The 17,292-nt window shown below is 42.3% G+C and carries 13 protein-coding genes; 9 read left to right on the top strand and 4 right to left on the bottom strand.

Annotated elements, in window-relative coordinates:
* Positions 1 to 3: 3 nt before the first annotated feature.
* The 4 genes from gyrB (at position 4) to J3455_RS19100 (ending at position 6,061) form a co-directional block, all read left to right on the top strand.
* The gene (gene gyrB, locus J3455_RS19115; RefSeq protein ID WP_130050124.1) at positions 4 to 2,430 is read left to right on the top strand and encodes a DNA topoisomerase (ATP-hydrolyzing) subunit B; all 2,427 of its coding nucleotides are present in this window, start codon (positions 4 to 6) and stop codon (positions 2,428 to 2,430) included.
* A 142-nt stretch (positions 2,431 to 2,572) separates the two neighbouring features.
* Entirely contained in the window at positions 2,573 to 3,472 is a 900-nt protein-coding gene (glyQ, locus tag J3455_RS19110) for a glycine--tRNA ligase subunit alpha (RefSeq protein WP_054554789.1), read from the top strand.
* A gap of 8 nt (positions 3,473 to 3,480) precedes the next feature.
* The gene (gene glyS / locus J3455_RS19105) at positions 3,481 to 5,550 is read left to right on the top strand and encodes a glycine--tRNA ligase subunit beta (protein WP_167659033.1); all 2,070 of its coding nucleotides are present in this window, start codon (positions 3,481 to 3,483) and stop codon (positions 5,548 to 5,550) included.
* 61 nt (positions 5,551 to 5,611) lie between these two features.
* Positions 5,612 to 6,061: an early set domain-containing protein gene (locus tag J3455_RS19100; RefSeq protein WP_294091798.1), complete on the top strand. Its 450-nt coding sequence runs from the start codon at positions 5,612 to 5,614 to the stop codon at positions 6,059 to 6,061.
* A 417-nt stretch (positions 6,062 to 6,478) separates the two neighbouring features.
* Here J3455_RS19100 and J3455_RS19095 read toward each other — a convergent pair whose 3' ends face one another.
* From J3455_RS19095 to fadB, 4 genes are all read right to left on the bottom strand, one after another.
* Complete coding sequence (locus J3455_RS19095; protein WP_167659035.1) at positions 6,479 to 7,003, bottom strand: REP-associated tyrosine transposase; 525 nt, start codon at positions 7,001 to 7,003, stop codon at positions 6,479 to 6,481.
* 135 nt (positions 7,004 to 7,138) lie between these two features.
* Positions 7,139 to 7,378, bottom strand: coding sequence for a sulfurtransferase TusA (gene tusA, locus J3455_RS19090; RefSeq protein ID WP_130050122.1), 240 nt, complete (start codon positions 7,376 to 7,378; stop codon positions 7,139 to 7,141).
* A 153-nt stretch (positions 7,379 to 7,531) separates the two neighbouring features.
* A complete protein-coding gene (gene fadA / locus J3455_RS19085) occupies positions 7,532 to 8,698 on the bottom strand; it encodes an acetyl-CoA C-acyltransferase FadA (RefSeq protein ID WP_130050121.1) in 1,167 nt (388 codons plus the stop codon).
* A gap of 5 nt (positions 8,699 to 8,703) precedes the next feature.
* A complete protein-coding gene (gene fadB / locus J3455_RS19080) occupies positions 8,704 to 10,863 on the bottom strand; it encodes a fatty acid oxidation complex subunit alpha FadB (RefSeq protein WP_130050120.1) in 2,160 nt (719 codons plus the stop codon).
* 195 nt (positions 10,864 to 11,058) lie between these two features.
* Here fadB and J3455_RS19075 point away from each other — a divergent pair, with 195 nt between their 5' ends.
* The 5 genes from J3455_RS19075 (at position 11,059) to J3455_RS19055 (ending at position 17,278) form a co-directional block, all read left to right on the top strand.
* Positions 11,059 to 12,945, top strand: a complete 1,887-nt coding sequence (locus J3455_RS19075) for a transglycosylase SLT domain-containing protein (protein ID WP_130050119.1) — start codon at positions 11,059 to 11,061, stop codon at positions 12,943 to 12,945.
* 93 nt (positions 12,946 to 13,038) lie between these two features.
* On the top strand, positions 13,039 to 14,361 hold the full coding sequence (gene pepQ, locus J3455_RS19070) for a Xaa-Pro dipeptidase (RefSeq protein ID WP_349562177.1): 1,323 nt from the start codon (positions 13,039 to 13,041) through the stop codon (positions 14,359 to 14,361).
* 57 nt (positions 14,362 to 14,418) lie between these two features.
* On the top strand, positions 14,419 to 15,036 hold the full coding sequence (locus J3455_RS19065) for a YigZ family protein (protein ID WP_130050117.1): 618 nt from the start codon (positions 14,419 to 14,421) through the stop codon (positions 15,034 to 15,036).
* A 95-nt stretch (positions 15,037 to 15,131) separates the two neighbouring features.
* On the top strand, positions 15,132 to 16,583 hold the full coding sequence (locus tag J3455_RS19060; protein WP_130050116.1) for a TrkH family potassium uptake protein: 1,452 nt from the start codon (positions 15,132 to 15,134) through the stop codon (positions 16,581 to 16,583).
* 38 nt (positions 16,584 to 16,621) lie between these two features.
* Positions 16,622 to 17,278 carry a flagellar brake domain-containing protein gene (locus tag J3455_RS19055; RefSeq protein WP_130050115.1) on the top strand — a complete coding sequence of 219 codons (657 nt, stop codon included), beginning with the start codon at positions 16,622 to 16,624 and terminating at the stop codon, positions 17,276 to 17,278.
* Positions 17,279 to 17,292: the final 14 nt, after the last annotated feature.

Genomic DNA, 17,292 nt, shown 5'->3' with positions numbered 1-17,292 from the left:
ACCATGTCTGAGAATTACGATTCGTCGAGTATTAAAGTACTTAAAGGATTAGACGCAGTAAGAAAGCGTCCAGGAATGTATATAGGGGACACCGATGACGGTACAGGCCTACACCACATGGTGTTTGAGGTTGTTGATAACTCTATCGATGAAGCCTTAGCTGGTCATTGTGATGATATTTTTGTAACGATTCACTTAGACGGTTCAGTCTCTGTTAGAGATAACGGTCGTGGTATTCCTACATCTATTCACGAAGAAGAAGGTGTTTCTGCGGCTGAAGTTATCATGACGGTACTTCACGCTGGTGGTAAGTTCGATGATAACTCATATAAAGTATCGGGTGGCTTACACGGTGTAGGTGTTTCGGTTGTAAATGCGCTATCTGAAAAACTACAACTGACAATTCGTCGTGAAGGCAAAATTCACCAACAAACTTATACTATGGGTGTACCAGATGCACCATTAGCTGTAATTGGTGATGCAACTGACACCGGTACTGAATTACGTTTTTGGCCAAGCGGTGAAACATTCACTGACTTAAACTTCCACTACGATATTTTAGCAAAGCGTTTACGTGAGCTTTCGTTCTTAAACTCTGGTGTAAGTATCATTCTTACCGATGAGCGTGAAGAAGCTAAAAATGACCACTTTAAATATGAAGGTGGTATTCAGGCATTCGTAGAATATCTAAACCGTAACAAAACACCTGTACATAAAAGTGTTTTCCACTTTACTCATGAGCGTGAAGAAGACGGTATTAGTGTAGAAGTATCAATGCAGTGGAACGATGGTTTCCAAGAAAGCATTTATTGTTTTACAAACAACATTCCACAACGTGATGGTGGTACGCACTTAGCTGGCTTTAGAGCCGCATTAACGCGTACGCTAAATAACTACATGGAAAAAGAAGGCTTTAACAAAAAAGCGAAAACAACAAGCAATGCAACGGGTGATGACGCTCGTGAAGGCTTAACTGCAGTTGTAAGTGTTAAAGTACCTGATCCTAAGTTCTCATCACAAACTAAAGATAAACTAGTATCAAGTGAAGTGAAATCTGCTGTAGAGCAAGCAATGGCAGAAAAACTAACAGAGTTCTTATTAGAAAATCCTGTTGATGCTAAAACTGTTGTTGGCAAAATCATTGATGCAGCACGTGCACGTGAAGCAGCTCGTAAAGCGCGTGAAATGACACGTCGTAAAGGCGCAATGGATTTAGCCGGTTTACCAGGTAAATTGGCTGATTGCCAAGAAAAAGATCCAGCACTTTCAGAACTATACATAGTGGAGGGTGACTCTGCAGGTGGTTCAGCTAAGCAGGGTCGTAACCGCAAAAATCAAGCTATCTTGCCACTTAAAGGTAAGATTCTTAACGTTGAAAAAGCACGCTTTGATAAGATGCTTTCTTCGCAAGAAGTAGCGACATTAATCACAGCATTAGGTTGTGGTATTGGTCGTGATGAATATGACCCAGAAAAGCTTCGTTATCATCGTATCATCATTATGACCGATGCGGACGTGGATGGTTCTCACATTCGTACCTTGCTACTGACTTTCTTCTACCGTCAAATGCCAGAGATTGTAGAAAAAGGCTTTATCTATATTGCGCAACCACCACTTTATAAAGTGAAAAAAGGTAAGCAAGAACGCTACATTAAAGATGATCCAGCGCTTGTTGATTACCTAACGTCATTAGCATTGAACAATGCTGCACTGTATACGAGTGAAGGTGCAACTGCACTTGAAGGTGAAGAATTAGAAAGAATTGTTCACGATTATCAAAATACAGTAAAAGTAATTGAACGTTTAAAACGTAAATATCCAAATTCGGTTATGGAACGTTTAATCTATCAAAGCGAAATTACAGAAGCTGATTTAGCAAATGAAGCAAAAGTAAAAGAGTGGACTAACACGCTTGTTGAAGACTTAATTGCACGCGATGAAGATGCAACTATTTTCCACGCGAGCACTGAGCACGATACAGAACGCAACATGTATTATCCTGTTGTGAATATTCGCCAACATGGTGTGGACAAAGCGCATGTATTGAACTTCGACTTCATTACATCTCGTGACTACAAACGCATTGCAGCGACAGGTGTTAACATTGCTAACTTACTTGAAGAAGGCGCATATATTCAACGTGGTGAGAAAACTCATGCTGTTGATAACTTTGTTGATGCATTAGAGTGGTTAATTAGTGAATCGAAACGTGGCCTTTATATCCAACGCTATAAAGGACTAGGTGAGATGAACCCAGATCAACTTTGGGAAACCACCATGGACCCAGGCGCACGTCGTATGTTGAAAGTAACAATTGAAGATGCGGTTGCAGCTGACCAATTGTTCGCGACATTAATGGGTGACCAAGTTGAACCTCGTCGTGACTTCATTGAAACGAATGCACTACGTGTAGTTAACTTAGACGTGTAAAGTTAGAATTGAGATTTAAAAAGGAGCCAACTGGCTCCTTTTTTTATTGCTGAAAAAGCACAAACTGCTTAAAACCTTACTGCACACAAGGTATACTGAGAGCAATTTTCAGACTAAACGCACCAGATACTATAAGCCAAATATGCAAAAATATGACGTTAAAACCTTCCAAGGTTTGATCCTGGCTTTACAGGACTATTGGGCACAGCAAGGCTGTGTGATTGCTCAACCACTCGATATGGAAGTGGGAGCAGGGACATTTCATCCGTTAACTTTCTTAAAGTCGATTGGTCCAGAGCCAATGTCGAGCGCGTATGTTCAACCATGCCGTCGTCCAACTGATGGTCGTTATGGTGAAAACCCAAACCGCTTACAACATTACTACCAATTCCAAGTAGTATTAAAACCATCACCAGAGAACATCCAAGAGCTCTATTTAGGCTCTTTAGCTGCGGTAGGTATCGATACGCTAACTGACGAAGTTCGCTTCGTAGAAGACAACTGGGAGTCGCCTACATTAGGTGCTTGGGGTCTAGGTTGGGAAATCTGGTTGAACGGCATGGAAGTGACGCAGTTCACTTACTTCCAACAAGTAGGTGGCCTAGAGTGCTCACCAGTAACAGGTGAGATCACGTATGGTCTTGAGCGTTTAGCAATGTACATTCAGGGCGTAGATAGCATCTATGATCTTGTATGGGCAGATGGTCCTATGGGTCGTGTCACATACGGTGATGTATTCCATCAAAATGAAGTAGAGCAATCGGCTTATAACTTCGAACAAGCGGATGTTGAGTTCTTATTTGCACAGTTTGATCACTGTGAAAAAGAAAGCGAAAAGCTAATTGAAGCAGGCTTACCATTACCAGCTTATGAGCAAGTAATGAAAGCATCACATGCGTTTAACTTATTAGACGCTCGTCACGCTATCTCAGTAACAGAACGTCAACGTTATATCTTACGTGTTCGTGCTTTATCTAAAGCATGTGCGCAAAGTTACTATGATGCCCGTGAAGCTCTTGGTTTCCCGCTTTGTAAGGATTAAGAATTAGCATGTCAGCAGAAAATTTATTAGTAGAAATTGGCACTGAAGAGTTGCCACCGAAAGCACTTCGTAAACTTGCTGAGTCGTTTGCTGAGAACTTAGCAGCTGAGCTTGCAAGCTTAGAATTAGCTCATCAAGGCGTTAATTGGTACGCATCACCACGTCGTTTAGGTTTACGTGTTACTGCACTTGAAGCTAAACAAAGTGATAAGGTTGTAGAAAAACGCGGCCCTGCAGTAGCAGCGGCTTTTGACGCAGATGGCAACCCAACTAAAGCCGCAATGGGTTGGGCTCGTGGTTGTGGCATCGATGTAAGCGACGCACAAACGCTAGAAACAGATAAAGGTGCTTGGTTATTACACAAAGCACAGGTTGAAGGTCAAGCAACTACCTCGCTTATGAGCGATGCTGTAAACAAAGCGCTTGCTAAATTACCTATCCCTAAACCAATGCGTTGGGGTGCAAATAAAACACAATTTATCCGCCCAGTGCACACTGCGACTATTTTATTTGGTAGCACGCTAATCGAAGGTGAAATCCTTGGTAAGCAAGTTGGCAACCAATTACAAGGTCACCGTTTCCATCATCCAGAAAAAGTAACAATTAACCACGCAGATGACGTGTTTGATGTTCTTAAATCTGCTTATGTTGTCGCTGACTTCGAAACACGTAAAGCACAAATTCGTGAACAGATTGAAGCTGCAGCAACAGCTGTAAATGCAAAAGTAGCGATGGATGAAGACTTACTGGAAGAAGTAACATCTCTTGTTGAGTGGCCAGTAACATTAACAGCAACATTTGAAGAAGCCTTCTTAGATGTCCCTTCAGAAGCGCTTATCTATACTATGAAGGACGACCAAAAATACTTCCCGTTATTAGACCAAGACGGCAACTTACTTAACAAGTTCCTATTTGTTTCTAATATCGAAAGTAAAGATCCAAGCGTGGTAATTGCTGGTAACGAAAAGGTGGTTCGTCCACGTTTAGCTGATGCGCAATTCTTCTATGAAACTGATAAGAAGAAAACGCTAGAGAGCCGTTTAGAATCGCTTGATACTGTTTTATTCCAAAAGCAATTGGGTACGTTAAAAGACAAATCTGAGCGTATCAGTGAACTTGCAGGTTACATTGCGGAGCAATTAGGTGCCGATGCCGAGCTGGCTAAGCGTGCAGGTTTATTAAGTAAAACAGACTTAATGACCGAAATGGTGATGGAGTTTACCGACGTACAAGGTGTAATGGGTATGCATTATGCTCGTCACGACGGTGAAGCTGAAGAAGTTGCACTAGCGCAAAATGAACAATATATGCCTCGCTTCGCGGGTGATAATTTACCAACCAATGTGATCAGCTGTGCAGTAGCAATTGCTGATAAGTTTGATACGCTGGTGGGTATTTTTGGTATTGGTCAAGCGCCAAAAGGCGACAAAGACCCATTTGCACTTCGCCGTGCAGCGATTGGTGCATTACGCATCATGGTTGAAAAATCATTACCGCTAGATATCTTAGATCTAGTTGCTAAGTCACAAACGCTATTCGGCGAGAAGCTAACAAACCTAAACGTATCAACAGATGTGTTTGAGTTTATGCTAGGTCGTTTCCGCGCATGGTACCAAGATGAAGGTATCGAAGTTGATGTGATCCAAGCTGTGCTAGCTCGTCGTCCAACTAAACCAGTTGATTTTGACCGTCGTGTTAAAGCGGTAAGTCACTTCCGTACATTAGAGGCTGCAGAAGCGCTTGCAGCAGCAAATAAACGCGTAAGCAATATTCTGGCTAAGAATGACATCACAACACAAGGTGATGTAAATGAGAGCCTATTAAGCGATGATGCAGAAAAAGTATTAGCGTCGCATGTTGCGAAGTTTGCAACTGAGCTTGCACCTCTATATGCAAATGGTGATTACCAAGAAGCATTGTCACAACTTGCGGGTATCCGTGAGAGTGTTGATAACTTCTTCGATAATGTCATGGTAATGGCCGATGACGAAGCAGTTAAACAAAACCGTTTAGCATTGTTAAGCCAACTAAGCCGCCTGTTTTTAGATATTGCTGATATCTCTGTACTTCAGAAGTAAGCAGTAGCCAATTAATAAAAGCCAGCTCAGTGCTGGCTTTTTTGTAGCATAAGGAATAGTAATGAAACGTGTAATTACTTTAGCATTAGCAGGCTTATTAACAGCCTGTTCTAGCCAAATGCAAATGCCAAGCATCGATGATATTCTGCCAAGCAAAGACCTTGACCGTACTATGTATTTACGTGGTGACTTTACCTTGTGGGATGCCGAACCTCAGTATCAATTAGAGCAAGTTGCACCAGGTATATTCCAAACCGAAGTTAAGTTTTCAACACCTGGTAAGGTTTATGAATTCAAAATAGCGGATGCTGATTTTAGCGAAGGCTATAACTGCGGTTACAGTGATATAGACCCTGCAGGGCAATCATTGGTTTTAGGTCAAGCCGCCAATGCCGACTGTAATACTATCTACAATTATTTCAGCTTTAAACCCGCTGCAAAAGGTATGTATGTAGTGAGTTTTGATTACCGTAACAGTAATCAACCAAAAGTGACGGTAACCCGAAAGTAAAGCTCTGTGCTGGTAGGTTGGGTAGAGCGGAGCGAAACCCAACGCATACACTGCAACGAATTAGCTATCGGGAGGGTTTGATTTGCCAGCAATCACGTTGGGTTTCGTTGCTCTCAACCCAACCTACGTACTCAAACCCGCTGCAAAAGGCGAGTATGTAGTGAGCTTCGATTACCGCAATAGCAATCAACCAAAAGTGACAGCAACTCGGAAGTAAAGCTCTGCGCTGGTAGGTTGGGTAGAGCGGAGCGAAACCCAACGCATACACTCACCTTGAAGATTAGCTGGCGTATCTAACTCTGCAACGGATTAATTATCGGGAGTGTTGGATTTGCTAGCAATCACGTTGGGTTTCGTTGCTCTCAACACAACCTACACTGATTAGGCTAGCGTTAGAACAAAGCGCCAGCCTTCTCATCAATCTTCATATAGATTAAGTGCGATATCTAACTCATCATCTGACAAATTAAAAACAGATGACTTACTCAATTTCCTATAAGACGAAAATGGCCAGTCTTCAACTTGATTCACGTATTTATGTTTTACAGGGTTGAAGTAAATATAATTAATATGGTTCATTAGGTCTTGCTCGTCCTTTATATAATGCTCCCAATACCGTCTCTGCCAAATACCTCGTTCACATTTCTGAATGCGGCTAGGCGATTTATGCTCGCAATTATTTAGTTGTCTAGAAAAATTAGACTTAATTAATCGCCACCGTTTTGAATAATCACAATCCCCAACGGGTAGTTGCCAAATAGCGTGTAAGTGATCTGGAAGAATGACAATGGCAAGCGTTTTAAAAGGGTGTGACTTTGCCACACTTTTATAAGCTGAACGTAGCAGAGTGATGTTTGAAGTTAAAAGTGCTGAGTTTCTTTGCGCAATCGCTAGAGTAAAGAAATAGGTGCCCCCGGGGATTAATACTCTTCTGTATCGCATACATTCATCCTTGAATGTTAAATGATAAGAGTAGTTTAATTTCGATTAAAAGTTGAACTTCACGAACTTTAATTTGTTGCTATCATCCTTCAGTTACGTTGGGTTTCGCTTCGCTCTACCCAACCTACGAGCTCGTTACAACCCTTTCTTTACCAAGTATCGATACGGTGCTTGTTCTACATCTTTAGCCAGAAGTGTGTGATCCATAAAAGTACAAAAGCTTGGAATATCACGGGTAGTTGATGGGTCATCGGCGATGATAAGTAATGTTTCACCATCTTTCATTTTACGCACTGCGCCACGCACCATCATGACAGGTTCTGGACAACGAAGGCCAAGTGCATCTAATTGGTGATCGGGATTATCAAAACTCATGGCTGACCTTTTGAATGAAAGAGACAATTAATAAGCGGCTATTTTAACTTTCTATTGCCGCCTGTTTCAATAACCTAAAGCAAAGCAAATAAAAAAGGCGCACTGAGCAAATCAGTGCGCCTTTTTATCACCAAGATGTTTGGTGTGAGCTCGTTACTCTACGCGCTCAAATACAGTTGCAATACCTTGACCTAAACCAATACACATAGTTGCTAGACCGTATTTAGCGTTCTTGTCTTCCATTAGGTGAACAAGCGTTGTGCTAATACGTGAACCAGAACAACCTAGTGGGTGACCAAGTGCAATTGCACCACCATTTAGGTTAACTTTTTCATCTACCACATCCATCAGACCTAGGTCTTTTAATACTGGTAGAGATTGTGCTGCGAATGCTTCGTTCAGCTCTGCAACATCGATATCGTCAATTGTGATACCTGCTTGTTGAAGTGCTTTTTGCGATGCCGGAACAGGACCATAACCCATAATTGATGGATCGCAACCTGCAACAGCCATTGATTTAATACGCGCACGAATTGGTAAACCAAGTTCTTTTGCTTTCTCTTCGCTCATTACAAGCATTGCTGACGCGCCGTCAGAAAGTGCAGATGAAGTACCTGCAGTTACGCTACCTGATGCTGGATTGAATACAGGGCGTAGTTGCGATAAGCCTTCAACAGTCGTCTCAGGACGAATTACTTCATCGTCTTCAACTAAGATTAAAGAACCATCTGCATCGTGACCTTCCATTGCTAGGATTTCACGGCGGAAACGACCTTCAACTGTTGCAGCGTGTGCACGTTGGTGTGAACGGTAAGCAAATTCGTCTTGCTGCTGACGGCTAATGCCGTGAAGCGTTGCAAGGTATTCAGCAGTTAAACCCATTACGCCAGCAGCTTGTGCTACAGACGTTGATAAACCTGGGTGAAAATCATTACCATGAGTCATAGGTACGTGACCCATGTGTTCAACACCACCAATGATGTAGGTATCGCCAGCGCCAGTCATAATAGCGCGTGCTGCATCATGTAATGCTTGCATTGATGAACCACATAAACGGTTAACCGTTACCGCTGGTACAGAGTGAGGGATACCGGCTAGTAATGCCGCATTACGAGCAATGTTGAAACCTTGCTCTAACGTTTGTTGAACACAGCCCCAGTAAATATCATCAATTGATGCTGGATCAACGGCTGGGTTACGGTCTAACAAACCTTTCATTAAGTGAGCACTTAAATCTTCCGCACGCTTGTTTTTGAATACGCCGTTCTTTGAACGACCCATTGGTGTGCGGATACAATCTACGATTACTGGATTATTCATGTTTCTTATCCTTCCACCTTATAGAATACACGGCCTTCTTCGGCCCACTTGCGAGTTTCATCTGATACTTGGTAAATCGCACCTAAGTGAGCGTACTTGTCTGCTGTTGCAACAAAGTTCGCTAAACCAGTTTGATCTAAGTAACGGAATGCACCGCCTCTAAATGGAGGGAAACCAATGCCGTAAATTAGCGCCATGTCAGCTTCTTGTGGTGACGCTACGATACCTTCTTGTAAACAAAGTAGTACTTCGTTGATCATAGGAATCATACAACGGTCAATGATTTCTTGTTTGTCGAAATCTTTAGGTGCATCAGTGATAGCACTTAGTAGCTCAGTTGCTGTTGCATCTTTTGCTTTTTTCAGGCGACCACGACGGTCCGGCGCGTATTGGTAGAAACCAGCACCATTTTTCTGACCAAAGCGTTTTTCGTTTGCAAATACAGTAACAGGGTCTTTATCTTGGCGAGCCATACGCTCAGGGAAGCCGTCAGCCATTACACCAGTACAGTGGTAAGCTGTATCGATACCTACAACATCAAGTAGATATGCAGGACCCATTGGCCAACCAAATACATTTTCCATTACTTTATCAACTTTAGTGAAGTCAGCACCTTCAACAACAAGTTTGCTGAAACCTGCAAAGTAAGGGAATAGTACGCGGTTAACAAAGAAACCAGGGCAGTCGTTTACAACGATAGGTGATTTACCAAGTTTTAATGCGTAATCAACAACTGCATTAATTGTTGCTTCTGAAGTTTTTTCACCACGGATGATTTCTACTAATGGCATTTTCGGCACAGGGTTAAAGAAGTGCATACCACAGAAGTTTTCTGGTTTTTCAAGTGCAGATGCTAACTCGTCAATACGAATAGTTGACGTATTTGAAGTTAGGATAGTGCCTGCTGGTAAGTCTTTTTCAAGACCCGCAAGAACAGCTTGCTTCACTTTAGGGTTTTCAACCACGGCTTCAACAACGATATCAGCACTTTGTAGGTCTGCATCATTTAACGTTGGTTTGATCTTGCCTAAGGTGGCAACCATCTTATCCATCGCCATATGGCCACGTTGTACTTTCTTACCTAGTAGCTTAGATGCTTCGCCCATACCTAAATCAAGTGCATCTTGGTTGATGTCTTTCATGATAATAGGTGTGCCTTTATAAGCAGACTGGTAAGCAATACCGCCACCCATAATACCTGCACCTAATACAGCTGCTTGTTTGATCTCAAGCCCACTGTGTTTAGCTTGCTTCTTCGCTTTACCTTTAATGTATTGGTCAGCTAAGAAAATACCGGTTTGCGCGGCAGCTTCGCTTGTTGCTGCAAGTTTAGCAAAGTTAGCGTTTTCAATAGCCATTGCTTCAGCGCGTTCACAGTTTGCAGCAGCTTTGATTGTTTTTACAGCCATAACAGGTGCTGGGTAATGACCTTTTGTCTGACCCATTACCATACCTTCTGCCATAGCAAAGCTCATACCTTGCTCAACACGGTTCATTTTCAGTGGCTGTAATTTTACTTGTCGTTTTGCTTGCCAATCTAGCTTGCCAGCAATTGCTTGCTCAAGTGTTGCAATACTTGACTCTAAAAGTTTGTCAGCACTAACTACCGCGTCAAACGCACCTACTTTTAGGGCATCAGCAGCACGGTTTTCTTTACCTGTAGTGATCCATGTCATCGCATTATCAGCGCCAATAAGGCGTGGCAGGCGAACTGTGCCACCAAAACCAGGCATAATGCCTAATTTAACTTCTGGTAGGCCAATTTTAGCGTTAGAGCTTGCAACGCGATAATCGGTAGCAAGTGCCCACTCACATCCACCACCAAGCGCCATGCCGTTTACCGCACTTAGGGTTGGGAAAGGTAAATCTTCAATTGCGTCAAAAACATCAGTTGCATTTTTGATCCATGCAACTAGTTCTTCTTGAGGTTTAGTGAAAGTAGGTAAAAATTCGAAAATATCGGCACCGATAATGAAATGATCTTTATCGCTGGTGAACACCATGCCTTTGATATCTGAGTTTGTTGCCAATTCTTTTAATGCTAAAGCGCAATCTTGCAAGGTTTGCTGCGAAAGTTTATTTACTGAGCCGTCTGCACAGAACTTAAACTCGGCGATGTTGTCCTTGATGAAAGCAACTTCAAATGAATCGCTTTTATATAACATTATTATTCTCCCTAGTTTATTAACTAAGACTGGTACGATGAGTTTGCATTTCAATCAGTGTGCTTGCTTTAAAATGAAAATGCAACGAAAAATTTACTGCGCTTTATCGCGATTGGTTAAAATATAGCTGGTTTGGTGCTAAGGTGTAGCAGAAGTTTTTTGTTATTAATTCTTTAATTTTTGTTAAAGGTCATCATGAAAAAACAACTCCTTGGTTGGACAGCTGCCGCATTACTTTTTCCTTTTTTTGCAGCTGAAGCCAACGATAAACATGACGCTTTTTTAAAAGCAGAAAAAAAGGCGCGTTACGGTGATTATCAAGACATGAAAGAGGCAGCAAATGGACTTGATCATCCGTTGAAACCTTATGTCGAAAAGGCATATTGGCAACGCAACCCAAGCCTTAAACACCAAACGGAAATAGAGAACTATCTTAATATTTATCAAAACACGCCACTAGAATGGCCTGTACGAAAGGCATGGCTTAATTACTTAAAAAAGTACAACAAGAAAGCTGCATATATTCGAAATTATCGCGAAACGAGCAATAACGAATTAACGTGCCCTTACTTAAGCTTTCAATTGGACTTGGGGGCACCTGAAAAAGCCATAATGAACCAAGTTACTGATTTATGGGTTGTTGGGGAGTCACAGCCAAAAGAGTGTGATGGATTATTCTCGCTGTGGAAGAAAAAGGGTTACCAAACCCAAGAGCGAGTTTGGCAGCGTATTAGTCTGGCTGCTGAAGGGGGCTCATCAAGCTTAATTCCTTACTTAAAAACATTATTGCCTCGGGCTGATCAATATTTAGCTGATTTATATTTAAAGGTACGAAGAGACCCAAGTGCTGCTGCGGGTCTTTATCGCTACAAGAAAAAGTCGACTAAAGAAGGGCAAATTGCACTCTATGGGGTTAAGCGCTTAGTATGGCGAGATAAAGATTTGGCATTACGAGCTTGGGAAAAGCTCGAAGCTATGTTCGATTACACCGACGAGCAAAAAGCCGATGTTTACTACAGCTTTGCGCTTTCGCTTGCCTCGAGCGGTCATCAACAAGCACGCTTTTGGTTAAACAAAGTACCTAAAGAGCGCCAAACTCGTAAACTAATGCAATGGCAGCTAGGGAACATGCTAGAGAGACAAGATTGGTCTGGCATTGTGGCGTTTTTCACGGGTAAAGAAAACCTGAGTTTGGGTCAACAATATTGGTTGGCATATAGCTTAAATCAACGTGGTGACGTCGAGCGAGCTCGTGAAATTTGGCAAACGGTGGCTAAAGAGCGTGATTATTACGGCTTTTTAGCATCTGCACGCTTGGGTATTCCGGTTAGTTTAAATAACAAAGATATCAATATTAGTAATAAGCTTAAGCTTGAAGTGGCAAATGCCCCTGGTTTTAAGCGAGCTCGCGCCTTGTATGAGCTTGAGCGTTATACATCTGCGCGTCGTGAATGGAATTATTTAACGGATACATCTACTAAAGAAGAAAAGCTTGCTGCGTCTTTACTTGCTGCTGAGCTAGATTGGTACGACAGCACTATTTATACCTTGGCGCAAATAAAAGAGTGGGACTATGTCGATTTACGTTTCCCATTTGCGTTTAAAGATGTGTTTGCCACTTATAGCAACCGCAGCCATATCGATGTTGCTTGGAGTATTGCTATCTCGCGTCGAGAAAGCTCTTTTGCGCCAGATGCACGCTCTCATGCCAATGCTCATGGTTTGATGCAGTTGTTACCAAGTACTGCTAAGTATATGAATAAGAGTACAGTGTCACGCAGGCAGTTATATCAGCCTCGTACTAATATACGTCTAGGTAGTGAATATTTGCAGTATTTGAAAAAGAAAAATCATGGCAATGAAATCCTTGCTACGGCTTCTTACAATGCAGGTTATCATCGCATTAAACGCTGGATCCCAGAGCAAGCAATGCCAGCTGAACTGTGGATAGAGTTAATTCCTTATACCGAAACACGAAACTACGTTAAGAATGTGTTTGCCTACAGACAGGTTTATCACACTCGATTAGGTCGTGACGGCAATGTATTGGCACCGATCCTAGATATGTCGATGGGTGGTTAAACAAGATGTGTCACACTATCCTCCCTCAGTTGGGGGATAGTGCTGGCTATGTTAGACTGCTAACAAGTTAAATTTACTAAAGATGGGTTTACTATGGATAAATTAGCGGTGTTATACGCCGAACATATTGCAACCTTGCAACAACGCACTCGTACAATCACAGAGCGTGAAGGTTTAGAAGGGTTAGTAATTCACTCAGGTCAGGCTAAACGTCAGTTTTTAGATGACATGTATTATCCGTTTAAGGTGAATCCGCAATTTAAAGCTTGGTTACCAGTAATCGACAACCCACATTGCTGGATTGTGGTTGATGGTGCATCTAAGCCAAAACTGATTTTTTATCGTCCTGTGGACTTTTGGCATAAAGTGCCTGACGAACCGCGTGATTTTTGGGCTGAGTATTTTGATATTGAATTATTAGTACAGCCAGATCAGGTCGAAAAGCTGCTTCCTTATGATAAAGAAAAATTTGCCTATATCGGTGAATACCTAGAAGTAGCACAAGCGCTGGGCTTTAGCATTATGAACCCAGAGCCAGTAATGAATTACCTACACTTTCATCGCGCTTATAAAACCCAGTACGAGCTTGAGTGTTTACGTCAAGCTAACCGAATCGCGGTAGATGGCCACAAAGCTGCACGTGATACTTTTTTTGCTGGTGGTTCAGAGTTTGATATTCAGCAAGCTTACCTCATGGCAACGCGTCAGAGTGAAAACGAAATGCCTTACGGTAATATCGTTGCGCTAAATGAAAACTGTGCAATTTTACACTACACGCATTTTGAGCCTAAAGCGCCGCATTCACATCATTCTTTTCTTATTGATGCTGGTGCGAACTTTAATGGCTATGCGGCTGATATCACGCGTACTTATGACTTTAAAAAGTCGGGTGTATTTAGCGATTTAATTAAAGTAATGACAGAGCATCAAATTGCTTTAGGTAAAGCATTAAAGCCTGGCTTGTTATATGGTGAATTGCATTTAGATTGCCACCAGCGTGTAGCGCAAGTGCTAAGCGACTTTAATATTGTGAAATTACCAGCAGCTGAAATTGTTGAACGTGGTATTACTTCTACTTTCTTCCCGCATGGTCTTGGTCATCACCTTGGCTTACAAGTACACGATATGGGTGGCTTTATGGCTGATGATACTGGTGCACACCAAGCTCCGCCAGAAGGTCATCCATTCCTTCGTTGTACTCGATTAATTGAAAAGAACCAAGTATTTACTATTGAACCTGGTTTATACTTTATCGACTCATTATTAGGTGACCTTGCGCAAACAGACAACAAGCAGTTCATAAACTGGGAAAAAGTTGAAGCGCTTAAGCCATTCGGTGGTATCCGTATTGAAGATAACATCATCGTTCATGAAGATAGCCTAGAAAACATGACCCGTGATCTACACTTAGATTAACGATTTAGGTTAGTGAATATCGGGGCCATTAGGCCCCATTTTTTTAGATAAGCAATTATGTCTGAATACCAATATCCGGCTGAGCCGGTTTTTTACCAAGAAGAAATCAAAAAAAGCACCTTTATTGTGCATATTGCCCACACCCCAGATCTTGCGGCAGCAAAAGCCTTTATCAAAGAGATTCAAGATAAATACAGCGATGCTCGTCATAATTGCTGGGCGCATGTTGCAGGGAACCCCGGTGGTAGCCATGTATATGGCTTTTCGGATGATGGGGAGCCTAATGGCACTGCCGGCAAGCCAATGCTAAATGTACTAACTGGATCTGGTATTGGTGAAATTACAGCGGTTGTAACCCGTTATTTCGGTGGCATTAAGCTCGGTACTGGTGGGCTTGTGCGCGCCTACGGTGGTAGTTTAAATAATGCGATGCGTGAGCTTAAAACTATTACCAAAGTACCTAGTGTTGAGCTGATAGGCCAAAGTGATTACAGCGTACAAGGGGCTATAGAGCAGCTATTAAAAAATCAGTATCAGGTGCTTCATATCGAAAAACAGTTTGCAGAAAACATCACTTGGCAAATCGAAATCGATAGTCGTCAGGCGGAGCAAGCGGTTGATGATATTCATGAACTGACTCACGGTGCAGTTAGCCTAAAAGTCAGAAAAGTTTGAAATCTAAAAATAATACATTGCGTTTACTTACAATTAAGGCTGTAAGACAATAAACTGTATTAGCTAAACAATTAATAAGAAAGCGATACGCCTAGATGCAATTTCGTACCATAATAAAAATTCTCGGCCAGCTGGTGGCGTTATTTAGTATCACTATGGTGCCACCGGCACTCGTGTCTTTGATCTACAAAGACGGTGGTGGTGTGCCATTTGTTCTCGCTTTCATTTTTAGTGTAGTGATTGGTTTAGCGGCTTATTATCCAAACCGCCATGAGCATGGTGATTTAAAAGCTCGTGAAGGCTTCCTGATTGTCGTATTGTTCTGGTTGGTACTAGGCACCTTCGCAGCGGTACCTTTAGTGTTCTTACAAGAACCTAATCTTTCGCTAGCGGACTCTGTATTTGAAGCTTTCTCAGGGCTAACAACCACAGGGGCCACCGTACTTACAGGCATTGAATACCTACCTAAATCAGTCCTATTTTACCGCCAACAATTACAATGGTTAGGTGGTATGGGGATCATCGTACTCGCGGTGGCGGTCCTGCCTATGCTAGGCGTCGGTGGCATGCAGCTATACCGTGCAGAAACACCGGGTCCGGTTAAAGACTCGAAAATGACGCCGCGTATTGCTGATACGGCAAAGCATCTTTGGTATATCTATGTGTCGCTTACCATTGCTTGTACGCTGGCATATTGGGCTGCAGGAATGGATTGGTTTGATGCAATTTGTCATGCCTTCTCTACTATCGCGATTGGTGGATTTTCTACTTATGACGCATCAATGGGGCAGTTCGATAGCCCTGTAATTAATTTTATTTGTGTGGTGTTTTTGCTTATTGCGGCAATTAACTTCTCGCTTCACTATGCGGCGGTATCGTCACGCAGCATTCGGGCCTATTTACGAGACCCGGAATTTAAAGTGTTTTTATTGATTCAATTAGCATTGGTAATTGTCTGCTTTACAGTGTTGTCATCAAATAATATTTATGCGGATGGTGATGAGACTCTTGATCAAGCCATGTTTCAAGCTGTGTCAATGAGTACAACAGCAGGCTTTGCGACCGATAACTTTTCGGCATGGCCACTGTTCTTACCAATTTTACTTATCTTTTCAAGCTTTATTGGCGGCTGTGCAGGTTCTACCGGTGGCGGTATGAAAGTAGTTCGCGTGTTCTTGTTATACTTGCAAGGCATTCGAGAGCTTAACCGCCTTGTGCATCCTCGTGCTATCTACTCAATTAAATTAGGCCGAAAGGCACTGCCAGATAAAGTTGTCGAAGCGGTTTGGGGGTTCTTCTCTGCGTATGCTTTGGTGTTTGTCATTATCATGTTGGCGCTGATGGGCACTGGTATGGATAACATCAGTGCATTCTCTGCTACAGCTGCTTGCTTAAATAACTTAGGCCCAGGTTTAGGTGAAGTCGCTGCTCATTACGGGGCGATTTCAGATACGGCAAAATGGCTACTTACTATTGCAATGGTATTTGGTCGTTTAGAAATATTCACCCTACTAGTACTGTTTACGCCTACCTTCTGGCGAGGCTAACCAAAGCAAGGTGATTATCAAGAAGTGGAGGCATTACTGTGCCAAAAACTCAAAAACAACGCAATCTTGAGAAACTAACCTGTATCCCTGCAGGTAGCTTGGTGGATGTTGAAATTACCACACCAACCGACAGTAAACGGGTAAAAACAGAATTTATTGGTTTGATGAATGATCAGTACATCATTCTTAACTATCCATCAGCAAAGCGTTTAGCGAATAGTAGTGATGTCATTAAAGACGGTGTAATGGTCGTTATACGCGCCGTACTTGAAGCGGGAGGTGGGCAAGTGATTGCTTTTCGTCAGCAAATAAACGCCTTGGCATCGCATCCACATCGCTTAATTTTTCTCGACTTTCCTCAGCAAGTACAGCTTTATAGCTTGCGTAGTGAAGCGCGTATTCCTACGTTATTCCCTGCAAACTTAGTGATTGCAGAGCAAACACTGGCGGGACTTATTAAAGATATTTCACTTACGGGCGTGCAGTTTGATATTAATAGCAGTAACGACTTAACCGCTTTTAAAGGACAAAGCTGTCAAATCACACTCAGTAAACGAGAGTTTAGTGGCACAGTATGTAGCGTTCGCAAAAGAGCGGGTGGTTTTATGCTGGGTGTGCAGCTTGATACAAGTGAAGATGAGATGAAAGCGTTTATGAAAGAGCACTTAATTGACCTTTCGGTATTAGACAGCTAATTCCGGCTACCAAT

The sequence above is a fragment of the Pseudoalteromonas sp. NFXS39 genome (assembly GCF_040148775.1).
GTDB classification, from domain to species: domain Bacteria; phylum Pseudomonadota; class Gammaproteobacteria; order Enterobacterales; family Alteromonadaceae; genus Pseudoalteromonas; species Pseudoalteromonas apostichopi.
Note: the sequence above shows the minus strand (reverse complement) of the source record. Positions and strands in the feature narration are given on the sequence as shown.

Bases quoted from the DNA above. Each gene is read 5' to 3' on its own strand.
- gyrB (WP_130050124.1), top strand. From the start codon at position 4: ATGTCTGAGAATTACGATTCGTCGAGTATTAAAGTACTTAAAGGATTA.
- glyQ (WP_054554789.1), top strand. From the start codon at position 2,573: ATGCAAAAATATGACGTTAAAACCTTCCAAGGTTTGATCCTGGCTTTA.
- glyS (WP_167659033.1), top strand. From the start codon at position 3,481: ATGTCAGCAGAAAATTTATTAGTAGAAATTGGCACTGAAGAGTTGCCA.
- J3455_RS19100 (WP_294091798.1), top strand. From the start codon at position 5,612: ATGAAACGTGTAATTACTTTAGCATTAGCAGGCTTATTAACAGCCTGT.
- J3455_RS19095 (WP_167659035.1), bottom strand. From the start codon at position 7,003: ATGCGATACAGAAGAGTATTAATCCCCGGGGGCACCTATTTCTTTACT.
- tusA (WP_130050122.1), bottom strand. From the start codon at position 7,378: ATGAGTTTTGATAATCCCGATCACCAATTAGATGCACTTGGCCTTCGT.
- fadA (WP_130050121.1), bottom strand. From the start codon at position 8,698: ATGAATAATCCAGTAATCGTAGATTGTATCCGCACACCAATGGGTCGT.
- fadB (WP_130050120.1), bottom strand. From the start codon at position 10,863: ATGTTATATAAAAGCGATTCATTTGAAGTTGCTTTCATCAAGGACAAC.
- J3455_RS19075 (WP_130050119.1), top strand. From the start codon at position 11,059: ATGAAAAAACAACTCCTTGGTTGGACAGCTGCCGCATTACTTTTTCCT.
- pepQ (WP_349562177.1), top strand. From the start codon at position 13,039: ATGGATAAATTAGCGGTGTTATACGCCGAACATATTGCAACCTTGCAA.
- J3455_RS19065 (WP_130050117.1), top strand. From the start codon at position 14,419: ATGTCTGAATACCAATATCCGGCTGAGCCGGTTTTTTACCAAGAAGAA.
- J3455_RS19060 (WP_130050116.1), top strand. From the start codon at position 15,132: ATGCAATTTCGTACCATAATAAAAATTCTCGGCCAGCTGGTGGCGTTA.